We start from the raw sequence: 22,423 nt of genomic DNA, 5'->3' as shown, positions 1-22,423 counted from the left end.
ATGTCGTTAGCAAAACTGTTAATCAGAATAATTGTCGTCCTGTTCCTGATCGGTGCAGCGCTGCTGTTTGCACTGGAAGTCACGACAGTCCGCCAGTCAATCCTTGATCAGATGTCGGCCAATCTGGAGACCGCCATCACAGCCCTTGGACTGGTACTGCAAGGCACCCTGCTCAATGATGATCAGGTGCTGGCCGAAACCATCGTCAATGCCATGTTCGATGGCGGTTTCGTCAGCTCGGTCATGCTGGTGGATCCGGATGGTCAGGTGCTGTTTCAGAAGGTATTCCACTCTACCCAGCAGAATGTTCCCGGCTGGCTTCCCTCGGTTATCGGCATGCCCCCTGTCAAGATTGAGCAAGAGTTGACCGATGGCTGGCGCATGCTGGGCACTCTGACCCTTGAGGGACATAGCGGCTACGCCTATCAGCATCTGTGGAATGCCATCAGTCGCACCGGTCTGGCTCTGCTGGCGGGCCTCGTCGTATTTACCCTGATCATCTCTCTGGTGTGCAAACGCCTGCTGCATCCCCTGGAGCAGATCAACCTGCAGCTGATCCGTATCCGCAAACACCAGTTCAACAGCACCCTGCCCACCCCCTGGTTGCAAGACCTCAAAGAAGTGGCACTTTCCATCAACCAATTGGTTTCCGAACGCAAACGGGATCTGCTGCAACAACGACTCAAAATCACCCAGCTGGGAAAACAGCTGCCACTGACGCCCCCACAGCCGCTGCAAGGAGTGAGTCCACTGCCGGAAGGCGGGCAACTGCAAAAATTTGTCTCCACACAAGGGGAAATCGCCCTCTATCAGCGTTTCTTGCCCAGTCAGCCCCTCGGAGCCGACAGCGATCTCGCGACCATCCATAGCACCCTGGAGTTATGGCAGCGCTCCCATATAGAGGGGATCTTGCTACCCCTCTCCCTGCTCAATCATCCGCAATGGTCAGAAATCGCCCCTCTGCTAAGCCAGGGCCGCGGCAAAACACTGGATTGGCGCTGGGATGTGGCCACATTCCCTGCCCATGGCCAAGTCACATTGGCTGCGTTGCAGGAAAAGGGGTGTGAGCTCGCCTTCAGCGCCATTCCCCTCAATGCGGATACCTTCAATCAACTTGACCCGCTCAATCCCATCTTTATCAGCTGTCAGCTGACCGATGAACCGCTCTACTGGAATCTGCTCTCCCAGACCATGCATGCCGCCGGTTATACCCTGCTGGCAGAATCGGGAGAGTGTCGCGACATCGACAAACTGCGGACCTGGGGTATCGATGGTTATGCCAAGGAGACGCAATCATGAAGAAGCTCGCCATGCTGTTGCCCCTGCTGTGGCAACCCTGCCTGATGGCTGAAACCGTCACTATAACCACCGGGGGTGAGCAGGGGATTTATCACCAGATAACCAAAGAATTTTGCCGTCTGGCTCATGAGGTCGACGAGCAACTTGCGTGCAAGCTGCAGAGCTCATCGGGTTCAATAGAAAACCTGAAGCGACTGAAGAGTGGCGAGTCCTCCTACGCCATGGTGCAGTCAGACTGGCTGTATCAGGCAAGCAAGGGCTTGGGCCCTTTTGCCACGCAGCCGCAACCTGAGCTGCGCGCACTATTTGCCACCCATGCAGAGCCCTTCACCATAGTGATACGTGCCGATGGAGATATCACGTCACTGGAACAGCTCAAGCTCGCCCCCATCGATATGGGGTTGAAGAACTCGGGTACCCGCCAGACGGCGCTGGCCCTGTTCAACATCTTGGGAGCGAAAGAACAGGATCTCGATCTGAAGAGCATGGCCAACCTGCCGGATGCGCTCTGCAGCAAGCAGATCGATGCATTTGCACTGGTGATGGGACACCCTAACCGGATTGTGCTCGACACCGCCAAACGTTGCGCGGTCACTTTCCTCCCCATCGATGGGGCCACCCGGGATCAGCTACTCAAGGGTGTCAAATATTACCAACGCAGTCAGGTGCCTGCCCGCATCTACCCCGGCAATCTGAAGGCGACGCCCACCTTTGCCATTGCCGCCACCCTGGTTACCAATGCCACCATGCCGGAAGAGTCTGTCTATCGCCTGACCAAGGCCATGCTGACCCAGCAAACCAAATTCAATGAGCAAACTTATGGCTACGCCAATATGTTTCACCGGGCACGCAATAAAACCGGCCCTGTGCTGAGCATTGAACAGCATCCGGGCGCGGCGAAATATTTCGATGAGTTGAAGGCGGCGGGCAAGCTATAGCTGACGACGAGGAGAGCGCAGTTGCTCGCTGGAGAAACGGGTCTTCATCGATGTCCACTGCGCCAGCCGATCGGCACTCCCCGCCAGCGTCCCTTCCCGCCGTGACTTCATGATCCAGATGCTTTTGGCATCGAAACTGTAAACGGGAATGAGATCGGTACGCTTGCTACCCGGCAGGATCCGGCTGTTGATGTTGTCGAGCACCAGTGGATCAGCCTTGGGTGTCGGGAAGTAGAGCGTCACCATGTGGAACTGGTTGTAACGCACCGCCTTGACGTAGGCCAACCGCAGCTTCTTCTCATCCACCCCCAGCTCCATCAGGGTGTAGTACTTGGAGATGCTGTAATCCTCGCAATCCCCACCCCGGGCACCGATGAACTCCAGCGGATTGGCCCAGTAATCCTCATCTCCCCACAGCTTGGGGTCTTCACTGTAGGTGAGATTGTTGAAGTAGTTGTTCACCAGCTCGATCTTCTGCTGGTCGGTTGTACCCGCTCTGGGGGTGAGCAAGCGAGAAAATGCCTCGGCCCGCTGGATGGCCCGGCCACCATACACTTCCTGCAGCTTGGCCCGCAGGTCCGGACTGGCAATATATTCGGAAAGACGCGAAGCCTGCACACTGGCGCAACATAGCGCCAACGTGCAGGCCGGGATCAGCAACCATTTCATACCGGACACTCCATGTCAGATGCTGGAGGTCAGTATAGTCCCTCCGGATGAGAGGCTCAGCTGCTAATCAGCGACACTGGGCGAATGCGTCTGCCAGTTGTTGCATGAATTGGGGATAACCATCTGGGCCGAGCGGTACCTGTTCACCCACCTCATCAAGCAACAGCACCTTGGCGCCGGTATTGCGTGCCACCGATTCGATCACAGCCGGTGAGAATTGCGGCTCGGCATAAATGCAGCTCGCCTGCTTATCTTCCAGTGCCTTGCGAATATCCACTAGCGTCTTGGCGCCCGGGCGACGCTCAGGGCTCACGGTAAAGTGACCCTTTGAACTCATGCCGTAGTGGCGCTCCCAGTAGCCATAAGCCTCGTGGAAGACAAAGTACCCCTTCTCATTCACTGCCTTCATCTGGCCAGCAATCACCTTGTCCTTGGCATCCACCTTGGCATCAAATGCCGCGAGGTTGGCGTCATAGCGAGCCTGATTGGCCGGATCCAGCTTGCCCAATTCACTTGCGATCGCCTTGGCAATCACTTTGGCCTGCGTCGGGCCAAGCCAGATATGGGGATCGACCCCTTCGTGATGATGTCCCTCATGCCCTTCATCATGATCATGGTTACCGTGCTCGTGGGCGGCATGATCGTGATCATCATGGTCATGGGAGTCATGACTATCCTGAGTCGCGTAGTTGAACAGCGGCATTCCCTCAACCTGAGTCAGGGCCAAAGCATGGGGATGATTGGCCAGCGGCTTGGCCATAAACCCTTCCAGCTCGGGGCCAACCCACACCACCAGCCCAGCACTGTTGATGCTGCGAATATCGGAAGGGCGCAGGGAAAAATCGTGGGGAGAGGCGCCGGTCGGCAGCAATACCTTGGACTCGCTCACCCCGTCAGTGATCGCCGCAGCGATGAAGCCAAGGGGCTTGATGGTGGTCAGTACCTCAATGGCACGAACAGGCAAACTCACCGCCAGCAGGGCAGTGAAAAGCGCAATAATTCTCATTGGTGAATCTCGTCAGGGGGTGAGTATGTGATAATATAACAGCCGCTTTTTGTTATATTATAACTCTCACTGGCTGTAAACCCCGGAGTTGTCATGAGCCAACTGGTAGAGCTGAAAGAGGTCTCTCTCTCGTTTGATGGACGCTCTGTGCTCGACAAGGTCTCCTTTACCCTCAATAAAGGCAAAATCACCACGCTAGTCGGCCCCAACGGGGCAGGCAAGAGCACCCTGAGCAAGCTGGTGCTGGGTCTGCTCACCCCGGATTCGGGCAAGATCTCCCGCAGCCGCGACCTGAGAGTCGGCTATGTACCGCAGCGCCTCTATCTGGATCCCACCTTGCCGCTGACGGTGCGTCGCTTCCTGCAACTGGGCAAAAATAGCCGCCTCTCCATCGAGGAAGCTCTGGCCCGGGTGGGCGCAGAGAGATTGCTGGAAAACCGGATGCAAAAACTCTCCGGCGGTGAGATGCAGCGGGTGCTGCTGGCCCGCGCCCTGCTGGTCAAGCCCGAGCTGCTGGTACTGGACGAGCCGGTGCAAGGGGTCGATATCACCGGCCAGATAGAGCTCTATGCCCTGATCGGCCAGCTCGCCGCCGAGTTCAATTGCGCCGTGCTGATGGTCTCCCACGACCTGCATCTGGTGATGGCCAGCACCCACGAGGTGATCTGCCTCAATCGCCACGTCTGCTGCCATGGCGAGCCGGAAAGCGTGGCCCGCCATCCCGAATTTGCCCGCCTGTTCGGGCGCCCGGAGCAGGAGGTGCTGGCGGTCTATACCCACCATCACCACTGCGACGGCGAACACCATCATCATGAACCGCAGGCCCCCGTCATCCGCCTGCCTTCTCGCAACAACGCTCACAGTAAATAGCGCAAGCAACAGGACATTCAAGTGGACAGCTTTCTGTTATACGCCCTCGCGGCCGGTCTCGGCATCGCCCTGCTGGCCGGCCCCCTTGGCAGCTTCGTGGTATGGCGCAAGATGGCCTATTTTGGCGACACCCTCTCCCATGCCTGTCTGTTCGGCATCGCGCTGGGCATTCTGCTGCAGGTCGATCTCACCCTGGCGGTAGTGGTCTGCTGCCTCGCCATGGCAATGCTATTGGTGATCATGAGTCGCAACCAGCAGGTGGCGACCGATACCCTGCTCGGCATTCTGGCCCACAGCGCCCTGTCTCTCGGTCTGGTTACCTTGAGTTTTATGGATAACGTGCGGGTGGATCTGATGGCCTACCTGTTCGGCGACCTGCTCTCGGTACAACCGATGGACCTGCTCTGGATCTACGGCGGTGGCGCGCTGGTGCTGCTCACCCTGTGGCGACTTTGGGATCCCCTGCTCTCCATGACCATCTCGGAAGAGCTGGCGCGGGTCGAGGGGATCCGGGTCGACGTGTTGCGCTGCGTGCTGATGCTGCTGATCGGGCTGGTGATCGCCGTAGCGATGAAGTTTGTCGGGGCGCTGATCATCACCTCCCTGCTGATCATCCCTGCCGCCACCGCCCGCCGCTTTAGCCAGACACCGGAGCAGATGGCCGGCTTTGCCGCGCTGATTGGCTGTCTCGCCGTGCTGGGTGGATTGACCCTCTCCTGGTATCAAGATACTCCGGCAGGCCCCTCTGTCGTCGTCTGCGCCACCAGCCTGTTTGTCCTAAGCCAGTTCAAGAAAGCTTGATGCCGCGCTAGAGCGGCATGCTCTGGCGTGTCTCCATCATCAGCCACTGGCGCAACCGGCTGATGGCGGGCTCATGGGCCCGCGAGCGCTTGCAGGTAAAGTAGAAGGCATCCCCCGTCTCCAGCTGGTGTACCGGCAAGGCCACCAGCTGGGGATCATCGGGCCGCAGCATGTAGTCATTCACAAATGCCACACCCTGATCCCAGGCCGCTGCCTCCATCGCCAGCAGCACATGGCTAAAGTGGTGCATCCGCGCCTCGTCCGGGATCACCAACCCGCCCGCCTTGGCCCAGCGCTGCCAATCCTCCCCCCGCGCCTTGTAAATGGACTGCACCGACAGCAGCGGCAGCTGCCAGATGGCCTCGGGCCACTCCCCGCTAATCTGCTGCAACAGGCGGCGACTGCAGACCGGAAAGAGCCGCTCCTGATAGATAAGATCGTGGCAGTAGCCCCGCCCGTTGGGTGAGACTGTGATAAAGCAGTCAGCCACCCGATCAGATAGCTCGGGATCCTCCGCCACCATCTCCAGACTCAAATCCAGCTCGGGATAGAGCTGGCGCAGTCCGGCCAACCGCGGGATCAACCACTTCACCGCAAACGAGCTGTAGACCGCGAGCCGGACTCGCATCTCGCCGCCCCCGCGCAGTTGCTCGCTGCTCTGGGCAATCTGGCTAAGCCCGGCAGCAATCCCTTCGAAGTAGCTCTCCCCCTGGGTTGTCAGCGAGAGCAACCGCCCCTGACGCAGCAGCAAGCGCTCACCCAGAAAATCCTCCAGCAGACGGATCTGGTGGCTGACCGCACTCTGGCTGACGTTCAGTTCCAGAGCGGCGCGGGAGAAGCTGAGCAGCCGGGCCACCACCTCGAAATATTGCACCGCACGCAGGGGAGGAAGCTTCATTATCTAAATATCTCATGAATGGTCATTTTTTATCATTTTACTGGATATCAACCGGCACGCTACCCTCCCCTCATCTGAAGTGGGAGGTGGTATGAATGCAGTAGGGATCGGCATCCTTTATCTGGTGCTAGGCAATATGGTGGCGGTTTTTTCCGATGCGCTGGTCAAGGTGCTGGAGCCGGATCAGCCCATCTTCCAGTTTGTCTTTTTCCGCCAGCTCTCGGCCGCCATTCTGCTGATGCCCTGGCTGCTCTGGTCATGGCGCCGCAACCCGCCGGTGGCCATCAAGTGGCACCTGCTGCGGGCCCATATCTGGGCGGTCGGCGTCTGCCTGATGGTGGTGGCCCTCACCCGCTTGCCGCTAGCTACCGCCAATGCCCTCTTCTATGCCGCCCCCCTGATGATGGTGCCGCTGGCGGTGTGGATGGCGGGGGAAGCGATCTCGCGCCAGAAGGTGCTGACTGCGGTTATCGGGTTTATCGGGGTATTGATAGTGCTGCGCCCGACCGAGGTGAACTGGGCCGCGCTGGCGGCGCTTGGGGTGGCGCTGTCGATGGCGCTCAACAACCTGCTGATCAAGCGGATCCCGCTCAAGCAGCCCATCGCCCAGACCCTGTTTTTCACCAACGTGCTGAGCATGCCCTTTATCCTGGCGCTGGCATTGTGGGAAGGGGGCGACTGGCAGTGGCAGATGTGGTGGCCCGCCTTCGGCTCCTCGGCGCTGATCATGGTCTATGCGGGATTGTGCGTGGTGGCCTATCGCAAGGCGGAGGCGAGCAAGATCGCCTCGGCGGAGTACACCGGTCTGCTGATGGCGGTGGCCATCGGGGTATGGTTGTTTGACGAGCAGCCCGGTCTGCCGCTGCTGCTGGGCTGTATCTGCATCGTCCTGCCGCTCATCGCCATGGCGCGCAGCAAGCCAAAACCGCTGGCCGAGCCAGCGCTCTAATACTCAGGGTCTCCCCAGAAGCGGGGCGACCCTTTGCTGCAGATGGGGGACGATCTCATCCTCGAACCAAGGATTCTTTTTGAGCCAGAGGGTATTGCGCGGGGAGGGATGCGGCAACGGCAGCCAGCCGGGGCCATAGTCGGCCCAGCTGCGCACCGTCTCGGTCAGCGATCCCCTGGCCGCCTTGCCCAGATAGCGATGCTGGGCATATTGACCGATTAGCAGGGTCAACTCGATATTGGGCAGCAGCATCAACACCTTATCATGCCAAGTGGGCGCACACTCGGGTCTGGGCGGCAGATCGCCCGACTTGCCCTTGCCGGGATAGCAGAGACCCATTGGCATGATGGCGATGCGGGATTCGTCGTAGAAGGTGGTTTTATCGACCCCGAGCCACTGACGCAGCCGGTCACCGGAGGGGTCATCCCACGGGATACCGCTGGCATGCACCCGGGTGCCGGGCGCCTGACCGATGATCAGCAGGCGGGCACTCTCGGCCCCGCGGATCACCGGACGAGGCCCCAGCGGCAGATGAGCCTCACACAGACGGCAGGCCCTGATTTGCTCAAACAACTTATCGATTCGCTGCATGACGTTGATAGTACCAGCATTTCCCTGTTTTCCCTCTTGTGGAAACAGGGCGCGCGCCCTACTATCGCCATGGGCGTTTAATTTAATAAACGGAAAATAATGAAAAACTGGCTAGGTACCGGCACCGCGACCCTCTCATTCATCCTGTGGGGGATGCTGCCGCTCTATTATCAATTCATGCCCGAGGTCAACATGTGGGAGCTCATCTCCCACCGCGTGCTCTGGTCTGTGGTGCTGCTGGGTGCCCTGTTTTTGCTGCTTGGCCACAAGGTGCCTTGGGCACAACTGCGCAGCGAACCGCGCCAGCTCGGCCTCATTCTGCTGGCGGGCCCCGTCATGTCCATCAGCTGGTGCATGTTCACCTGGTGCCTCACTACCGGGCAAGTGCTGACCACCAGCCTCGCCTTCTTTATGACCCCGCTGTTCAATATCGTATTCGCCGTCATCTTCCTCAAAGAGCGACTCACCCCGCAAAAGCATCTGGCTGTCGCCCTGGCGCTGGCGGGTCTCGCCTACATGCTGTTCTGCTACGGCCAGCTCCCCTGGTTCTCCCTCATCATGGGGGCCAACTTCGCCTGCTATGGCCTTATCAAGAAGAAGATCCACTACGACACCGGCACCTGCCTCTATCTGGAAGCCATGGTGCAACTGCCCGTCGCGCTGATCATCATCGGCACGCTGGCGTGGCACGGGGAAGGGGCATTCGTGAATGGGGATCTGGCCGACAAGCTGCTGCTGATGGGCAGTGCGCCCGCCACCCTGCTGCCGGTGGGGCTGTTCTGCTACGCAGTAGCGAGAACCCGGATGAGCACGGTGGGGCTGCTGCAATATATCGAGCCCAGCCTCGCCTTCCTGCTCGCCATCTACTGGTTTGGTGAGGCGCCTGACCCCATCAAGGCGGTCGGTTTCGCCTTTGTCTGGGCAGGTCTGCTGGTGAGCCTGTTGCCGCTGCACCGACTCAAGCGCCGCCCTCAGGGCTTACCGCGATAGGACTCCAGCACCTTGTGCCAGCGGGGATCCTTGTCCATCTGCTCGGCGATGTCGTTGAGGGTGGCATGCAGCTCTGGGCGAGATTTGGGCAGCAGGATATGGCGGGTATAGCTGGATTGGGGGAATGGCGAGATAAACAGCTTGCCCTGATAGTGGTTTGAGTCGATGAAAAAGCCCAGCGCGGAGCCAGGCACCATGGTCACATCGATGCGGCCGCGCACCAGCAGCTCAAGATTGGTCTTCACCTTCTTGGCATCGTGACGCTCCAGCTCTCCCCTTGCTGCCGCATCGTCGATCCCCTGATAGCGGTAGCCCTCCACCCCGCCGAACACCAATCCCTTGAGGGAGTCGGGTCCGCGATAGGTGATCGGCTTGTCGATGTTCGAGATTAGCTCGTTGGTGTCGCGCATCACCGGAAAGGTCCAGAGATAGCGTTCGCGATGGGGATCCCCTACCCAGGCGGGATTGACCCAGACCACCAGGCCATCAAAGTCGGGATCCGCCATCTCCAGCGCCAGCCGGGCGCGATTAACCAGCCAGAGCTCGATTCTGGGTTCCCCCCCCAACTTTTCATTGAGATACTTGACCAGCTCGCGGCTCAGTCCGGCATCCACTCCGGTATTGAAGGGCGGATGCTGATGGTAATCGTAGAGACGGATCGTCTCCCCCAGAGCCGGAACCGACAACAGTAACCACAACCAGAACCAGACTCTCATCGCACCTCCTTGCACTGCTTTTGAGTTTGGCACAGAGAAGTACAAATGATAAAACCTCCTGACGGGATATCCCCGCACGCCTCTCCCCCCTCTTCTCGCTGGTTTATCTATATGGTGCGCACCGCCACCGGCCTGCTCTATACCGGGGTCAGCACGGATCCTCAACGTCGTCTGCGTCAGCACCAGAGCGGCAAGGGGGCTCGCGCCCTGCGCGGCAAGGGCCCCTTGACGCTGGCTTGGCAGCAGGAGGTCGGCGAGAAGGGGGCAGCCCTGCGCCTCGAATATCGCCTCAAGCAGCAGCCAAAATCCTTCAAGGAGCAGCTGATCCACAGCCCGGCACTCTGGCAGAGCTGGAGCCCGCAGTGGTTACCCGAAACGACCCGACCTTAAGGGTTACAGCTAAAAAAAGGCCACTCGATGAGTGGCCGAAAAGGGGAAATCAGGGAGCATTTCATAACTTGTTGCACAACTACAGATAGGTATTGTTGCGCTGACGACGGTGGCTGATGAGCCAACAGACTGCCAGCGCGACCAGCAGCCAGGGGGCCAACTTGACGATCAGGGCAAGCATGCCGCTCAGCAGCCCCAGTAGTACAAACACGCCGCTGACCAGCAGCATGGCCACCAGGGTAAAGCCGGTCAGCGCCATGACCAGCAACACTCCCAGCAAGATGAAAAATTCCAGCATAACTTGCTCCTTACGGGCTCTCTGTGCCGCGGGGCTGCCTTGCGGTCAATCCAGCCAGCGTTTCAATTCATAACGGGGCGGCATCACCAGCACCGCCAGCAGATAGGCAGCCAGTGCCAGCGGTGGCACCAGGATCAGGGCGAGCAGGGCTACCACTCGCACCGTCACTCTGGAGATCCCCAGCCGTTGGGCAATGCCGGCGCAAACGCCAGTCAGCTTGCGATGGACAAGATCCTTGGGCCAGGGAGTCATGGTTATACCTCCACCTTCTGCCCCTTGAGACGGGCCAGCTCGCGCTCTATCTCGTCATTGAGCTCCAGCTCGCGGAACTGGGCCTCCAGCGAGGGATTCTGCCCCAAAATGGCCGCCTCCAGCTGGGCTTCCAGCTGATCGACCCGGCCTTGAAAACCGTCAAAGCGCGCCATCAGCTCATGCATGCGCTGGTTGTCCACCTGAGCGCGAGCACGAATGCGGCTGTGGGCCGTCTGCTCGCGCAGGGTCAGCAGTTTCTGCTTCTCCCGCGCCTCGGTCAGCTTGGCTGCCAGTCGCTCGCTGTCGGCGGTAAGCTGGGCCAGCACCTCGGCCACCCGGGCCTTGTCCTGTTCCAGCTGTTCACATTTCCTGGCCTCCGCCAGCTTCTCGGTGAGGGCGGCACGGGCCAGATCCTCACGGCCTTTCTGGATGGCGAGCTCGGCCTTGGCCGACCACTCCAGGATCTGCGCCTGCAACCCCTGCTGGTGACGCTCCAGCTGTTTCTGTTCAGCAATCACGCGGGTGGCCTGGGTACGCATCTCGACCTGCACCTGCTCCATCTCTTCGATCATCAGGCGCAGCATCTTCTCCGGCTCTTCACTCTTGTCGAGCAGGCTGTGCAGGTTGGCATTTATCACGTCGGTCAGGCGGCTGAATACGCTCATGGTCTGGCTCCTTGTTGATGGGATTGCTATCTCTTCCCATTGCATTACAAGAGCCGTGCCAAGAAAAATTATTGTTGTTTTACATATAGATGGGAATTTACCGAGGAAATTCAAGAAGGGTTTATTGGTGAAAATAGCCAACCAGGTGGTGATTTTTACCAATAAAAAAGGGAGCCTGAGGCTCCCTTGTCGATTCATCTGCGATATCTAGTCAAGCTGCGTGGCTGTGGCCCAGCTTGCTGTCCAATTCGGCCAGCTTGGCCTCCATCCTGGCACGGCACACTTCGGAGAGCTCGCGAATGCCAGCGGCACCGTGCTCCTTGCTGCAGACCGGTGCCATCACTTCCACCAGCACTTCGCCGTTGTCCCAACGATTGAGGTCGATCTGACCGAAGTAGCTGGAGCAGACGATGGGCACCACGGGCACTTCAGCCTGTACCGCAGTGTGGAAAGCGCCCGCCTTGAATGGCAGCAGGCCACGCCCCTTGGAGCGGGTCCCTTCCGGGAACATCCAGATGGAGGTGCCGCGATTCTTGATGCGATCCACCACCTGACCTATGGTGCCGATGGCACGGGAGCGGTTGGAGCGGTCGATCAGCACGTTGCCGGATAGCCAGAAGATAAGGCCGAAGAAGGGGAGCCACAGCAGGCTCTTCTTGCCCACCGCCACCACACCGGGCTGCACCGCACCGGTCACGGTGAAGATGTCGAAGTTGCTCTGGTGGTTGCAGACGTAGACCGCCGGGCCGACCGATTTCACCTCGTCGGCCACCGTCACCTTGACTCGCAACCCGATCAGCGGGCAGACCGCGTGATACATGCGAGCGAAGACATAGACGTTGTTGGGATGGCGCGGACGAACCAGACAGAGCAGCAGGCCGAACAGGAACCAGAAAATGAGCAGCAGACCAAGCAGCAGCACACGGGCAATTTTGAGCATCGAACACCTCGAGTTTTAACTCGGCGCAGTATACTGATCCCCCTTTTAGCGAACAAGCGTTCGCCAAACAGAACCGACCAGACTTACCTGCTCTGTCACCCAGGCGATCAGTCATAACGAGCGCGGTAACTTGCCCCTCCAGACATAGCTCGCTAGGATGGCCCCATCTTGATGGACGGGGCGAACATGATTTTGCAACAACGGATAGCGAAACATCTCCTGCTGCTGGTCTGCCTGCTGCTGCTCAATTGTGCGGCCCAGCCGCTGGCCCGGCTTGCCCTGCTCGATCAGGCGCTCAGCTGTCAGGCGCTACCCGTTCAGAACTCGACAACGGATCTGGGGGATGCCAAACCGGCCAGCCCGCAGCCAGGCAGTTGCCAGCTCAACGGCAAGTGGCTGAGCGCCGCCCCCCTGCTCTGCATCGAACAGCTCTTCTTTGCCGTGGCGGTGCTGATCGCCCTGCTGGCCCCCCTTTGGCGCTACACACCGCCACAACCCCCACCCAGAGTCATCTCGCCGCCCGAACGGCGTCTGCATCTCACCCTCTGCATCTGGCGGGAATGATTCCGGCTCTTTGCCATTGGTCATGACTCATGTTTGCGAGACCATCGCCGCCTTCTTGCACCAACGGGGCACGACTGCGGCGTACTGAAAACAGATTTACGGCATGGCGTTGTTGCAGGGGAATACCTTGCTGCCTCGGCGCAACCACGACGACTGCCGACTAGCTTGCACAAGGCTGGCCACTTCAGGCTGGCACTACCCGATTTTAAGGAGTATCCATGAAACCGACTCTGAGCGCCCTGCCCCTGCTGGCCTCTCTCTGCGCACCCCTGCTGGCTCCGACCCTACACGCGGCCCCCTTCACCCCTGAACAGGAAGCACGCATCAAGGAGCTGATCCGCGAGACTCTGATCGCCAACCCCAAGATCCTCGACGAGGCGGCCGAGTCCTGGGAGAAGCAGAATGCCGCAGCCCAGGAGGCCCAGCTTGGCAACTTCATCAAGGGCAACAAGGATGTGCTGTTCAACAGCGCTACCAGCCCGCGCCTGGGTGCCAAAAACCCCAAGCTGACGCTGGTGCTGTTTACCGACTACAACTGCCCCTACTGCAAGCAGTTCGATCCCCAGCTGACCAGGCTGCTCAAGGCCTATCCGAATGATCTGGGGCTGGTGATCAAGTTGCTGCCGTTCAAGGGGCAGAGCTCCGCCAAGGCAGCCCAGTACAGCCTGACCCTGTGGCAACAGGATCCCGCCCGCTTCTTCGCCCTGCACGACAAGCTGATGAGCAAGCAGGGGATGCTGACCGAGGCGGACATCAACAAGGCGCTGGCGGCCACCGGCAATGTGGCACTCAAACCGGAGGGTAAAGCCACCGAGGAGCTGCGCAACAGCCTGCGCATTGGCACCCTGCTGGGTGTACAGGGCACACCGGCGACCCTGATCGGCAACCAGCTGGTGTCGGGCGCCATCCCCTATGAGGAGCTGGAGCAGCTGGTGAAGGCAGAGCTGGCCAGGCAGAGCTAAGGTCGGGGTCGCCCGCAGGGGCAGGAAGCGCTCGCACTGCGGCAATGGTGAGCCCTCAGGTCACCCCGTCTCCATGCAAAGAGCCCGGTATCACTACCGGGCTCTTTTTTCAGGAAGGAAAGGTGACAAACCAGCTCTATTGGGCGGGCGCCATCATCCCCTGCCCGAGCCGCCCTCTGGCACTGGTACGCTCGGCTTCGTCAAGCACACCATCTCCGTTCTTGTCCATTTGGGTAAAGAGGGCCTCATGATGCGCCATGAACTGTTCCCTGGTCGTGTCCTGCATCGGCCTCATGTTGCCCATATTCCCCATCTTGCCAGGCATGGCCTTGCCTGACTGCTGCATTGCCTCGTGCATCTTGGCCATGGCTGCCTCTCTCTCGGCAATCGAGAGGGTGCCATCCTTGTCACTGTCCTGCCGGGTGAAACGCTGCTCGGCTCTTTCCGTAAACTGTGCCTTGGTAATGTCCCCCTTGATGAACATCAAGGGCTCATCGATGCTCTCATCGGCAGCGATGGCGAAACCGCCAAGCAGCACCATAGGCAGAAGATAAAATTTGAGCATGGCTGTCCATTCCTTAGTAAGGGTCTCGGTACGGCCGAGGCCAACTGACGATCGCCAAGATAATCCCCGGCGCCTCCTGTAGTGTAGTCCCTGGACTATTCCCGACAGGGAGACAGATCCCAAGGTGCCCCGTCAAGCTTTTCTGCCAGTGACCTTGCGTCCTATTCATGGCGATGGCGGGAGGTTTCCGTTAAAATGACGGGTTTTTGCCGTGCCTGATTTGCCAATCCCCACCATCAGGCACTCGCAGCGTGAATCCTATGATGCCAGTGATGCAGGATCTGCCATGAACAACTACTTTCGGGTGCTGGGCGTCAAGTCCAACGCCAGCGAAAACGACATCAAGAAAGCCTATCGTCGGCTGTCGAACCAGTACCACCCCGACAAGCTGCACGGGGCGAGCGAAGAAGAGAAAGAGCAGGCAGCCATCAAGCTGCACCAGGTAAAGCAGGCCTATGAAGTGCTGTCCGATCCGAAACAGCGGGCCGCCTTTATCAAGGATTTCAACAACGTCATCGTGACCGACCCCGCCTCCGCCATGCAGGAGATGTGGGATCAGTTCTACCCCTGAAACAGCAGGCAGAAAGAGCAACTATGCAAAAGAGATGGGACCAGGCGCGGCTCAAGTCGCTGCAAAGCGATGCCAGCGAAAACATCGAATCCTACCGGGATCAGGACGACCCCAAGGGGCTGGAACAGTTCACCGACCAGATGAAGAGCCTGCTGCTGGCCGATATGAGCATGCTGGAGTTTATGCCCGAGTATCTGCCGCTGGCCCTCTATGGCCGGGTGCAGTTCCCGGCCAAGGCCAAGTCGCAGTGGAACAAGTGGCTCACCAGCGGCGAGCAGCCGAGCTGGGACGAGTTCAAGGTGAGCGTCGGCTTCAACAACGCCGCCCTGCCGCTGGTCAAGGCGGTACGGGCCCAGAGCGAAGATCAGCTGATGGAAGCCTGCGCCGTGCTGTTCCTGCTCGACAACCCGCTGCCGCGCGGCAGCTGCCGCGGCGATGACGACTATGAGCTGCGCGACGAAGAAGATGAAGACGGGGAAGATGCCGATGCCGACTACCACGGCGGCAGTGACCGCTATGGTGATGACGACGGCGATCAGGATATGTACGACGAAGTCCGTTTCTAATTGGGGCAAGGCATGAGCAACAGTCTGATAGAAATTACCGCCATCGAGATCAAAGAGCTGGCCGTTATCGAGCCGAAGCAGGCCAGCGAGAAGTTCGAGCTGATCGCCAAGACCATGTCTGACGACCAGCTGGCAGAAGTGATTGAAAACATTGATATCGTTACCCTGACCCAGATTAACGGCCAGCACGATATCTCCTTCCCCTCCATCATCTCCGAGCTGATGACCCCGGAGCGGATCCGCGACATCGTCTGCCAGCAGCCGCTCTACTGGGAAGAGGCGATCAAGAACAACGCCGACGAGCTGCAACAGCACACCTTCGACTTCCTCAACTACCTGATCCGCACCCAGGATAGCGAAGCCAAGCAGCGCGAGATCCTCGAGTGCGTGGCCGAAGACCCGGCCGGTCTCTTCTACCTCGCCATCCCCTTTATCGAGTTCTATCGCGGCGATCGCTATGAAGAGGACGAAGGCTATCGCGACGTGCTGCACGCCGAAGAGGAAGATCTTGAAGAGTCCCAGCGTTACAGCGAACGCCAGCAGAGCGAGGATCTCCACGACTACGCGCTGGATGACCCGAGAAGCCTGTTGATGCTCATTCGCGAGCTGGCCCCCGAGGTGGAGAAAGCCATCAAGGCGCTGCTGCGCAACGAGCACTCCAGCTGGGACGGCATCATCAACAAGTTTGCCGCCGAGCTGGTGATGCAGGCCAAAGAGAAGAACAAGGTCGAGGAAGACGAGTACGGCGACGTCGACGACATGTTCAGCTTTCTGGATTAAGGAGCCCATTCATGCAGTTAGTCATTCGCGATGCCAACCAGGGCCCCTTTCTGACCCAGGTGCTGCGCTTTGGCCGCGACAATGAACGTTTGAGCGAGCAACAGCTGGCCGCCATCAAGGGCAAGGCGGTGCTGATGAGCCTAAAATTCGCCGACAAGTACTACAACAAGTACAAGATGCACCTGCTGGAGCAGGCCGCCCACGACGTCATCGGCGTGGTGAGCCTCGGCCTGCAGGAGCTCTCGGCGCGGGATCCGGCCAAGGCGCTGGCGCTGCTGCAGGCGCCGGAAGGCCCCATCAAGCCGTTCCAGAAGGGCTGGTCGATGCTCATTACCGTCAGCCCCAAGCAGGCTGGCAACAGCCTCTACGGTGACGTGGATGCGCGCCTCTTGGACAAGATCTCGAGCCCGCCCGATGTGGAGGAGTGGCAAGGGTGGCAGGAGTACGAGAAGGCGCTGACCGAGCACAACAAGAGCCGCCTGATGGAGCTCATCGACCAGCACTTCTTCGCCTGCGAGAGCGACCACCCCACCATGGAGGACAAGCTGGCCGAAGCGCTGCTCTACCGCATCCTCTGCGGCAAGGGCAGTGGCGCCGCCCCGCTCAAGGTGAAGCAGGATCTCAAGCGCAAACTGGCGCGGGAGATTGAGCTCGACGAGAGCTGGTACGACACCGACTACCTCGCCGCCCAGCTCGCCCTGATGCTGAGCGCGCTCCCCGCCGACATGGCCGCCGCCCTGCGCCAAGAGCTGAGCCCGGGCTTTGTGCCCAACCTGCTGCACACTCTCGGCTTTGTGCGCCAGTACCAGCTGCTGCAAAAAGAGAACGCCTCGCCGGAGAAGCTCGACAACGTCGAGATGCGCGCCGGTCTCAAGCACCCGCTGCTCGGCTGGCCGCTCTACCACGACTTCTAAGGCCGCTTTCGCCGCCCATCAGTCGCACCACAACGCCCGGCCCGCCGGGCGTTGTTTTATCCTCCCCTCACTCTCTCCCAAGCAGATAGGTAACACGCACAAGTCACCCTGGGGCAGCCCCTTCTCTTCCCGATATTTATTCACTCAATACCCAAGGATGAATAAACAACCTGCAATACAACAACTTGGCGCCAGCTGCGTTTCGGGGCAACAAAGCGGGATGCAGATCCCGCTACAGCGCCATAATCGGCACCAAATAGCCGACTGGATCACATCAACCGTGCCGCAATCACGTGGTAAGCCGAGCTACAACCACGGCTCAATCGCGCATAAAAAGGCGGAATAGATCAATAAAAAGCAATTAATCGCGCCGGATTAAATTTCAGGTATGGCTATTTGCACCGCTTGGCCGCTAAATGACAGACCGGCCTTCAGACCAGCATGGAAGCGCACAAGGCTAGCCGGCAGCAGACCGGTACGCTCTCAGGACGAGTTATGACTTTCTTCTCTCACAGGAGACAGACCGTGAGCGCTTCGAATCAACACCCCACCATTCCCCCCGGCTCCGGGGCGCTGTTCTTTATCCAGACCTTCTCGACCCTGGGGTTTGCCGTGCTCTACTCCACGCTGGTGCTCTACGCCACCAAGCGGCTCGGCTTCAGTGAATCCCAGGCCAACGCCATGATGGGGGTCTTCGGGGCCTTCAACTATGGCCTGCACCTGTTTGGCGGCTATCTCGGCGGGCGCTACCTCAGCAACCGCAACCTGTTCGTGATGGGAATGGTGCTGCAGGTGATCGGCTGCTACTTCATCGCCGAGATGGGGATCACCGGCCTCTACTGGGGGCTCGCCATGTTCCTTACCGGCAGCGGCCTCAACGTCACCTGCCTCAACATGATGCTGACCCAGCGCTTCGCCCCGGATGATCACCGCCGCGAGAGCGCCTTCCTGTGGAACTACGCCGGGATGAATCTGGGCTTCTTTATCGGCTTTACGGTGGCGGGCTACTTCCAGCTCACCGAGGATTACCGCACCCTGTTCCTGTTTGCAACGCTGGGCAACATCATTGCCATCATCGCCACCTTCGCCTGCTGGCCGATTCTGGCGGATATCAGCACCCCGCTGCGCCATGTCAAAGGGAGCAGCTTCTACCGCCGCATGCTGGCCGGGATCGCCATTCTGGCCATGCTGGTGCCGGCGCTGCGCCTGCTGCTGACCCATGCCAGCTTCAGCGGCAGCTTCGTGCTGATCCTGGGCGCCGTGGTGCTGGTGCTGCTCTGCGTGATGACCGCCCGCCATCCGGACGCCGCCGAGCGCAGCCGCATGGTGGCCTACCTGATCCTCGCCCTTGGCTCCCTTATCTTCTGGTCGCTCTACCAGCTGGCGCCCATGGGGCTGATGCTCTTCTCCGAGCACAACATCAACCTCAACGTGTTCGGGCTGCGGGTCGCGCCCCAGTGGATCCAGAACATCAACACCCTCGTCATCGTCATCGGTGGCCCCCTGATGGCGCTGCTGTTCAAGCGGCTGCGCGAGCAGGGGTGGAATATCGACATCCCCTCCCAATTTGCCGCCTCCCTGTTCTGCATGGGGCTCGGCATGCTGGTGCTGCCGCTCGGCATCCATCTGGCGGGGGCCGACGGGCTGGTCGCCTTCAAGTGGATCGCCATCAGCTATGTGCTGCAGAGTTTTGGCGAGCTGCTGATCTCCCCCATCGGCTACGCCATGATTGGCAAGCTGGCCCCCGCCAGCCTGCAAGGCTTGATGATGGGTTGCTGGATGATGGTGACTGGCATCGCCTCGGTGCTGGCGGGCTATGTCTCCAGCGCCATGCCGCAGAATATCGGCAGCTCTCCGGTGGCCACCAACCCGGGCTACAGCTCGGTGTTCAATATGCTCGGCTGGGGCTCGATGGCGGGCGGGATCGTCCTGCTGTTGCTGGTGCCCCGCCTGCGCCTGCTGATCGCCTCGAAAATCACCCCGCCACCGGCGGCGACAGCCATTCCTGTCTAATTGGATTCGGGCCAACCATTTCAGTAGCCCCTGCCAGCGCGAACGGTTGAATCGGCAATGCAGCTGATAATGCGAAGGGCCCCGCCATCATGGATGGCGGGGCCCTCTTTTTTGGCGGGATGGATGACCCTAATCTGGCTGGCGAGCCCCCGTTTAGGCTTCGTCAATCAAGCCTATGTCCCCACAGGTCTCGTTTCTCAAACATCCGATTTTGGGGTTCCCAAACGCAGCAGCTTGAGCAATCGATATAGAAAAAGTGGCTGAATAATCGTCAACACTATGGTTAGCCAAGCCAATAGAGTTATGTTGCCAAGGTGACCATCGACATTTGTTAAAATCATCGAAGAGACGACGGCAGCCGAGCCACTGAATATATGTTGAAAAACATTTTGCAATGACATGAATCCCGCCCTTTCCCAAGGCGCTGCCACTTGACTATTAACAGCAGCAACGGTGATCGTTCGGGTCGATGTAACCACCATGAATAACGTGAAAATCACTATGGTCGGCAACCAAGGCTCATGCAAAAAACCATCCCAAACAACCGCTATCGTCAATGCCCCTATCAAAATCGTCACTTTCATTGCGCCAAAACGGTCAATAAACAATCCGCCAAGCTGCATTGAAAACAGGCTAAATATACCACCCATGACATAGTAATAACTCATATCACCACGAGGGACATCAAGGTTAAATTGAAAATAAGCAGCTATGTTGGGAACAATAAGGAAGGTGCTGAAAATTGCCAACCCAATTGCCATAAACGCATTCAACACCACAGGTCGCTTCAACATTTCAATGGATGAAAAAGCCTTCTGACTCAATCCCAAGTGGGCCGTCATCCCGGGCAGCCTTGTATATACCGCCACGCAGACACATAATCCCAAGCCACCTAAAACATAGAAAGGTGCACTCCATCCTTTTGACATTGCCAGCTCCAATCCCAACGGCACACCGGCAATCGCTGACAACGAAAACGCCCCCATCACGATGGCCATCGCTCGGCCACGTTGCTGTACAGGCGTAGCATCCGCAACGATCGCCAGAGCAATGGATGTTGCAGGACCGGCAAACATACCGGCCAGCAAGCGGGTAAAGAATAAACTTTCCATATCCCATGCCAAAGCGCAGGCCCAAGTGGATAGCGAGATCCCCAACAATGTGATCAGTGCAACATGCTTTCTATCAAATAGGTCGAGATATCTGGCACATAACAACGATGATAGTGCGGCTGCCAGTGCATACCCGCCTCCTAAATATCCTATATAGGTTGGACTTATATTTAGTGCGCGAGATAAATCAGGCCCGAGAGGCATAATCATCATGAAATCAAGCGCACTGACCAATTGAATCAATGCCGCCAACCAGACAACGTTAAAATCCATAACCGAACAATTACTGTGAGTTTTTTCACCCACATTATTTTTATCTAGCATAATAATGTTTACTCTCAATCTTTAGAGATAGAAAGTATACCCACTATCACATTTTAATTTTATTCGTTAAAATGGCATGAATTGTTATCAGATTAGGGATAATCAATGCGTACCGGCATGGAATTGAATGCGCTGAAAATTTTCATTGCAGTGGTTGAAAATAGCAGTTTTGTCGGTGCATCTAAAGCCCTTCAAATCCCCACCTCAAATGTGAGTCGCAGTATTTCTCAATTGGAAGAAGCCTTGAATCTTCAACTGATTGAACGCTCAACCCGCCATATGAAGCTCACACAGTCAGGGCAACTGCTCTATACCCGAGTAAAACCACTGCTGGAATCACTGGAGCAAACCGAGGCTGAATTGACATCACAGCAGATTCAGCTGAAAGGGCCATTACGCATCTGTATCCCCAATGAGGCTGGGCCAAAACTGCTCGGTACTGCCATTGCCGACTTTGCCTGCCAACATCCTGAAATAACGATCAGCTGCATTACCAATCTCTCCGGACTTGAATCATTAAGAGAGGATTTGGACATGGCAATCATCATTCACAGAGGCAAGATGGATGATTGCGATTACATAGCCAGCCATTTGACCACCATTCCCTGTACTGTTGTTGGCTCCCCGTCATTGATTCAGAAGTGGGGGCTTCCCAACCACACATCACAACTCAAAACTCTCCCCTGCATAACAACGGTGAGCGCTCTGAAAGGGATGCCTTGGCAATTTACTCGCACGAGCAGTGAATTTTCCACCATTCAGGTGAATGAACACTACCGGGTCAATAGTGGCGAACTGGCGTTAAAAGCAGCAATAGCCGGTGTAGGTTTTGCCATTCTTGCCAAGGTATCTTGCCAGGAGTTTATTGATGATGGCAGCTTGGTTGAAATTGAACTTGAGCTACCCGCTGCCCCATTACAGTTGTTTGCTGTTTATGCAAACCGCCAATATCTTCCTGCTAAAACACGTGTATTTATTGAGTTCATTCGACAAAACATCATTAGTTATCAGTAGCTAAAGTCCAAAACTAAATGGCCTACGCTAGCGTTTATCGTTTGCGTAGGCCTGATTACGCTTCGTTAATCAGACCTACAGCCTTATAAAGGCCTGTGCAAAACTAACTCACTTTCAACACTTCTTTACCATAGTGAGTTTCACATTGTACATATTCTAATAGCGCATACAGTTTATCAGGTTCATTTCTTATAACCTTCAAACTATCCATTGTCGTTTCCCTTGGTGAAACCTTTGTTAAAAATAGCTCGCCATAAATCTCATTTTGCAAACATGATATGAGATCTCTGGTGAAACACGATATTTCTCTAGATACCCATTCTAACTTACTAAAAAAGTCATTTTTTTCAAGATATGGTTGTTCCCTAGAAAGCTCGTATAATTTTGCTTGAATCATGAAACGAGTTGTTCTAAATAACAAAGGATTTAAAATTTCGTGGCATTCCAATTCTTTGCAAAACAAATACGTGACATGCTCAAGCTGCATTGCGTAATCCATTCTTTTAGGGAGGTCAACCTCATGTCCATCCGCTTTATTAACACGCCATATCAACGCTTTTAAAGATAGTTCATCACAAGTAGATGTCAGTGCATTGGAAACAGAGAGCAATTGTTCAAATATTTTAATTTGATGTTCTTTTTTAAAGTTAGCTCTTCTTTCCCGTTGAGCTTGATAAATTGGGACAAACAATCCAAAAAAAGCTAAAAAGACAGGTGAAAAGTCCTTTATAAAATCGTACATGAAATCACCAAAAAAATTTTATAA

At 57.3% G+C, this 22,423-nt stretch carries 27 protein-coding genes; 15 read left to right on the top strand and 12 right to left on the bottom strand.

Going from position 1 to position 22,423, the window contains the following annotated elements:
- Positions 1-1,299 (top strand): LapD/MoxY N-terminal periplasmic domain-containing protein, encoded by a 1,299-nt coding sequence (locus tag G5195_RS10470; RefSeq protein WP_421236111.1) that lies wholly within the window; start codon positions 1-3, stop codon positions 1,297-1,299.
- Entirely contained in the window at positions 1,296-2,237 is a 942-nt protein-coding gene (locus tag G5195_RS10465; RefSeq protein ID WP_421206171.1) for a TAXI family TRAP transporter solute-binding subunit, read from the top strand. Before G5195_RS10470 ends, G5195_RS10465 begins: the two co-directional genes overlap by 4 nt.
- Here the strand turns inward: G5195_RS10465 and G5195_RS10460 are convergent.
- Together G5195_RS10460 and znuA are read right to left on the bottom strand one after the other, a co-directional pair.
- On the bottom strand, positions 2,232-2,906 hold the full coding sequence (locus G5195_RS10460; RefSeq protein WP_042052461.1) for a transglutaminase-like cysteine peptidase: 675 nt from the start codon (positions 2,904-2,906) through the stop codon (positions 2,232-2,234). The genes G5195_RS10465 and G5195_RS10460 overlap by 6 nt on opposite strands.
- A 67-nt stretch (positions 2,907-2,973) precedes the next feature.
- Positions 2,974-3,912, bottom strand: a complete 939-nt coding sequence (gene znuA / locus G5195_RS10455) for a zinc ABC transporter substrate-binding protein ZnuA (protein WP_421222057.1) — start codon at positions 3,910-3,912, stop codon at positions 2,974-2,976.
- Positions 3,913-4,005: 93 nt separating this feature from the next.
- Here znuA and znuC point away from each other — a divergent pair, with 93 nt between their 5' ends.
- A complete protein-coding gene (gene znuC / locus G5195_RS10450; RefSeq protein ID WP_421222058.1) occupies positions 4,006-4,782 on the top strand; it encodes a zinc ABC transporter ATP-binding protein ZnuC in 777 nt (258 codons plus the stop codon).
- Positions 4,783-4,803: 21 nt separating this feature from the next.
- Positions 4,804-5,583, top strand: coding sequence for a zinc ABC transporter permease subunit ZnuB (znuB, locus tag G5195_RS10445; RefSeq protein ID WP_033115078.1), 780 nt, complete (start codon positions 4,804-4,806; stop codon positions 5,581-5,583).
- 7 nt (positions 5,584-5,590) lie between these two features.
- On the opposite strand, the gene G5195_RS10440 is transcribed toward znuB, so the two are convergent.
- On the bottom strand, positions 5,591-6,481 hold the full coding sequence (locus G5195_RS10440; protein WP_021231712.1) for a LysR substrate-binding domain-containing protein: 891 nt from the start codon (positions 6,479-6,481) through the stop codon (positions 5,591-5,593).
- Between the two features lie 91 nt (positions 6,482-6,572).
- Here G5195_RS10440 and G5195_RS10435 point away from each other — a divergent pair, with 91 nt between their 5' ends.
- Entirely contained in the window at positions 6,573-7,430 is an 858-nt protein-coding gene (locus G5195_RS10435) for a DMT family transporter (RefSeq protein WP_005335858.1), read from the top strand.
- Positions 7,431-7,433: 3 nt separating this feature from the next.
- On the opposite strand, the gene G5195_RS10430 is transcribed toward G5195_RS10435, so the two are convergent.
- Positions 7,434-8,021: a uracil-DNA glycosylase family protein gene (locus G5195_RS10430; RefSeq protein ID WP_224969422.1), complete on the bottom strand. Its 588-nt coding sequence runs from the start codon at positions 8,019-8,021 to the stop codon at positions 7,434-7,436.
- A gap of 99 nt (positions 8,022-8,120) precedes the next feature.
- Between G5195_RS10430 and rarD the strand changes: the two genes are divergently transcribed.
- Positions 8,121-9,011: an EamA family transporter RarD gene (rarD, locus tag G5195_RS10425; RefSeq protein WP_421236110.1), complete on the top strand. Its 891-nt coding sequence runs from the start codon at positions 8,121-8,123 to the stop codon at positions 9,009-9,011.
- Here rarD and G5195_RS10420 read toward each other — a convergent pair.
- Entirely contained in the window at positions 8,993-9,727 is a 735-nt protein-coding gene (locus G5195_RS10420; protein ID WP_216952096.1) for a substrate-binding periplasmic protein, read from the bottom strand. The two genes, rarD and G5195_RS10420, sit on opposite strands and share 19 nt — an antisense overlap.
- Before the next feature lie 45 nt (positions 9,728-9,772).
- Between G5195_RS10420 and G5195_RS10415 the strand changes: the two genes are divergently transcribed.
- Positions 9,773-10,117, top strand: coding sequence for a GIY-YIG nuclease family protein (locus G5195_RS10415; protein WP_216952097.1), 345 nt, complete (start codon positions 9,773-9,775; stop codon positions 10,115-10,117).
- Between the two features lie 79 nt (positions 10,118-10,196).
- On the opposite strand, the gene pspG is transcribed toward G5195_RS10415, so the two are convergent.
- The 4 genes from pspG to G5195_RS10395 all read right to left on the bottom strand — a co-directional run bounded on the left by pspG (position 10,197) and on the right by G5195_RS10395 (position 12,272).
- Entirely contained in the window at positions 10,197-10,415 is a 219-nt protein-coding gene (gene pspG, locus G5195_RS10410; RefSeq protein ID WP_216952098.1) for an envelope stress response protein PspG, read from the bottom strand.
- A gap of 45 nt (positions 10,416-10,460) precedes the next feature.
- Complete coding sequence (locus G5195_RS10405) at positions 10,461-10,667, bottom strand: PspC domain-containing protein (RefSeq protein ID WP_124241612.1); 207 nt, start codon at positions 10,665-10,667, stop codon at positions 10,461-10,463.
- Positions 10,668-10,669: 2 nt separating this feature from the next.
- Entirely contained in the window at positions 10,670-11,332 is a 663-nt protein-coding gene (gene pspA / locus G5195_RS10400) for a phage shock protein PspA (protein ID WP_421236109.1), read from the bottom strand.
- A gap of 211 nt (positions 11,333-11,543) precedes the next feature.
- Entirely contained in the window at positions 11,544-12,272 is a 729-nt protein-coding gene (locus tag G5195_RS10395) for a 1-acylglycerol-3-phosphate O-acyltransferase (protein ID WP_421172394.1), read from the bottom strand.
- Between the two features lie 186 nt (positions 12,273-12,458).
- On the opposite strand from G5195_RS10395, the gene G5195_RS10390 reads away from it, so the two are divergent.
- A complete protein-coding gene (locus G5195_RS10390; RefSeq protein WP_421172395.1) occupies positions 12,459-12,836 on the top strand; it encodes a hypothetical protein in 378 nt (125 codons plus the stop codon).
- A 218-nt stretch (positions 12,837-13,054) separates the two neighbouring features.
- Positions 13,055-13,798 carry a DsbA family protein gene (locus G5195_RS10385; protein ID WP_421172396.1) on the top strand — a complete coding sequence of 248 codons (744 nt, stop codon included), beginning with the start codon at positions 13,055-13,057 and terminating at the stop codon, positions 13,796-13,798.
- Positions 13,799-13,934: 136 nt separating this feature from the next.
- Here the strand turns inward: G5195_RS10385 and G5195_RS10380 are convergent, their stop codons facing one another.
- Positions 13,935-14,363 carry an EF-hand domain-containing protein gene (locus G5195_RS10380; protein WP_421172397.1) on the bottom strand — a complete coding sequence of 143 codons (429 nt, stop codon included), beginning with the start codon at positions 14,361-14,363 and terminating at the stop codon, positions 13,935-13,937.
- 286 nt (positions 14,364-14,649) lie between these two features.
- On the opposite strand from G5195_RS10380, the gene G5195_RS10375 reads away from it, so the two are divergent.
- The 5 genes from G5195_RS10375 to G5195_RS10355 all read left to right on the top strand — a co-directional run bounded on the left by G5195_RS10375 (position 14,650) and on the right by G5195_RS10355 (position 19,207).
- A complete protein-coding gene (locus tag G5195_RS10375; protein WP_005343121.1) occupies positions 14,650-14,934 on the top strand; it encodes a DnaJ domain-containing protein in 285 nt (94 codons plus the stop codon).
- A gap of 23 nt (positions 14,935-14,957) precedes the next feature.
- Positions 14,958-15,500, top strand: coding sequence for a cold adaptation protein AtcA (gene atcA, locus G5195_RS10370; protein ID WP_421172398.1), 543 nt, complete (start codon positions 14,958-14,960; stop codon positions 15,498-15,500).
- Between the two features lie 12 nt (positions 15,501-15,512).
- Positions 15,513-16,280, top strand: a complete 768-nt coding sequence (gene atcB / locus G5195_RS10365; RefSeq protein WP_201937896.1) for a cold adaptation protein AtcB — start codon at positions 15,513-15,515, stop codon at positions 16,278-16,280.
- Positions 16,281-16,291: 11 nt separating this feature from the next.
- On the top strand, positions 16,292-17,194 hold the full coding sequence (atcC, locus tag G5195_RS10360; RefSeq protein WP_421236108.1) for a cold adaptation protein AtcC: 903 nt from the start codon (positions 16,292-16,294) through the stop codon (positions 17,192-17,194).
- Between the two features lie 525 nt (positions 17,195-17,719).
- The gene (locus G5195_RS10355) at positions 17,720-19,207 is read left to right on the top strand and encodes a peptide MFS transporter (protein ID WP_421236107.1); all 1,488 of its coding nucleotides are present in this window, start codon (positions 17,720-17,722) and stop codon (positions 19,205-19,207) included.
- A 197-nt stretch (positions 19,208-19,404) separates the two neighbouring features.
- On the opposite strand, the gene G5195_RS10350 is transcribed toward G5195_RS10355, so the two are convergent.
- Positions 19,405-20,643: an MFS transporter gene (locus G5195_RS10350; RefSeq protein WP_421236106.1), complete on the bottom strand. Its 1,239-nt coding sequence runs from the start codon at positions 20,641-20,643 to the stop codon at positions 19,405-19,407.
- Positions 20,644-20,748: 105 nt separating this feature from the next.
- Here G5195_RS10350 and G5195_RS10345 point away from each other — a divergent pair, with 105 nt between their 5' ends.
- The gene (locus tag G5195_RS10345; RefSeq protein WP_219265046.1) at positions 20,749-21,657 is read left to right on the top strand and encodes a LysR family transcriptional regulator; all 909 of its coding nucleotides are present in this window, start codon (positions 20,749-20,751) and stop codon (positions 21,655-21,657) included.
- Positions 21,658-21,760: 103 nt separating this feature from the next.
- On the opposite strand, the gene G5195_RS10340 is transcribed toward G5195_RS10345, so the two are convergent.
- A complete protein-coding gene (locus tag G5195_RS10340) occupies positions 21,761-22,399 on the bottom strand; it encodes a hypothetical protein (protein ID WP_219265047.1) in 639 nt (212 codons plus the stop codon).
- Between the last annotated feature and the right edge of the window lie 24 nt (positions 22,400-22,423).

Origin of the sequence: Aeromonas sp. 601039, from assembly GCF_049174415.1 — a bacterium.
Taxonomy (GTDB): domain Bacteria; phylum Pseudomonadota; class Gammaproteobacteria; order Enterobacterales; family Aeromonadaceae; genus Aeromonas; species Aeromonas veronii_A.
The sequence above is the reverse complement of the archived record's forward strand: the minus strand, read 5'-3'. Positions and strand labels throughout refer to the sequence as shown.

Coding starts and splice junctions, on each gene's coding strand:
- G5195_RS10470 (WP_421236111.1), top strand. CDS start 1: ATGTCGTTAGCAAAACTGTTAATCAGAATAATTGTCGTCCTGTTCCTG.
- G5195_RS10465 (WP_421206171.1), top strand. CDS start 1,296: ATGAAGAAGCTCGCCATGCTGTTGCCCCTGCTGTGGCAACCCTGCCTG.
- G5195_RS10460 (WP_042052461.1), bottom strand. CDS start 2,906: ATGAAATGGTTGCTGATCCCGGCCTGCACGTTGGCGCTATGTTGCGCC.
- znuA (WP_421222057.1), bottom strand. CDS start 3,912: ATGAGAATTATTGCGCTTTTCACTGCCCTGCTGGCGGTGAGTTTGCCT.
- znuC (WP_421222058.1), top strand. CDS start 4,006: ATGAGCCAACTGGTAGAGCTGAAAGAGGTCTCTCTCTCGTTTGATGGA.
- G5195_RS10440 (WP_021231712.1), bottom strand. CDS start 6,481: ATGAAGCTTCCTCCCCTGCGTGCGGTGCAATATTTCGAGGTGGTGGCC.
- G5195_RS10435 (WP_005335858.1), top strand. CDS start 6,573: ATGAATGCAGTAGGGATCGGCATCCTTTATCTGGTGCTAGGCAATATG.
- G5195_RS10430 (WP_224969422.1), bottom strand. CDS start 8,021: ATGCAGCGAATCGATAAGTTGTTTGAGCAAATCAGGGCCTGCCGTCTG.
- rarD (WP_421236110.1), top strand. CDS start 8,121: ATGAAAAACTGGCTAGGTACCGGCACCGCGACCCTCTCATTCATCCTG.
- G5195_RS10420 (WP_216952096.1), bottom strand. CDS start 9,727: ATGAGAGTCTGGTTCTGGTTGTGGTTACTGTTGTCGGTTCCGGCTCTG.
- G5195_RS10415 (WP_216952097.1), top strand. CDS start 9,773: ATGATAAAACCTCCTGACGGGATATCCCCGCACGCCTCTCCCCCCTCT.
- pspG (WP_216952098.1), bottom strand. CDS start 10,415: ATGCTGGAATTTTTCATCTTGCTGGGAGTGTTGCTGGTCATGGCGCTG.
- G5195_RS10405 (WP_124241612.1), bottom strand. CDS start 10,667: ATGACTCCCTGGCCCAAGGATCTTGTCCATCGCAAGCTGACTGGCGTT.
- pspA (WP_421236109.1), bottom strand. CDS start 11,332: ATGAGCGTATTCAGCCGCCTGACCGACGTGATAAATGCCAACCTGCAC.
- G5195_RS10395 (WP_421172394.1), bottom strand. CDS start 12,272: ATGCTCAAAATTGCCCGTGTGCTGCTGCTTGGTCTGCTGCTCATTTTC.
- G5195_RS10390 (WP_421172395.1), top strand. CDS start 12,459: ATGATTTTGCAACAACGGATAGCGAAACATCTCCTGCTGCTGGTCTGC.
- G5195_RS10385 (WP_421172396.1), top strand. CDS start 13,055: ATGAAACCGACTCTGAGCGCCCTGCCCCTGCTGGCCTCTCTCTGCGCA.
- G5195_RS10380 (WP_421172397.1), bottom strand. CDS start 14,363: ATGCTCAAATTTTATCTTCTGCCTATGGTGCTGCTTGGCGGTTTCGCC.
- G5195_RS10375 (WP_005343121.1), top strand. CDS start 14,650: ATGAACAACTACTTTCGGGTGCTGGGCGTCAAGTCCAACGCCAGCGAA.
- atcA (WP_421172398.1), top strand. CDS start 14,958: ATGCAAAAGAGATGGGACCAGGCGCGGCTCAAGTCGCTGCAAAGCGAT.
- atcB (WP_201937896.1), top strand. CDS start 15,513: ATGAGCAACAGTCTGATAGAAATTACCGCCATCGAGATCAAAGAGCTG.
- atcC (WP_421236108.1), top strand. CDS start 16,292: ATGCAGTTAGTCATTCGCGATGCCAACCAGGGCCCCTTTCTGACCCAG.
- G5195_RS10350 (WP_421236106.1), bottom strand. CDS start 20,643: ATGCTAGATAAAAATAATGTGGGTGAAAAAACTCACAGTAATTGTTCG.
- G5195_RS10345 (WP_219265046.1), top strand. CDS start 20,749: ATGCGTACCGGCATGGAATTGAATGCGCTGAAAATTTTCATTGCAGTG.
- G5195_RS10340 (WP_219265047.1), bottom strand. CDS start 22,399: ATGTACGATTTTATAAAGGACTTTTCACCTGTCTTTTTAGCTTTTTTT.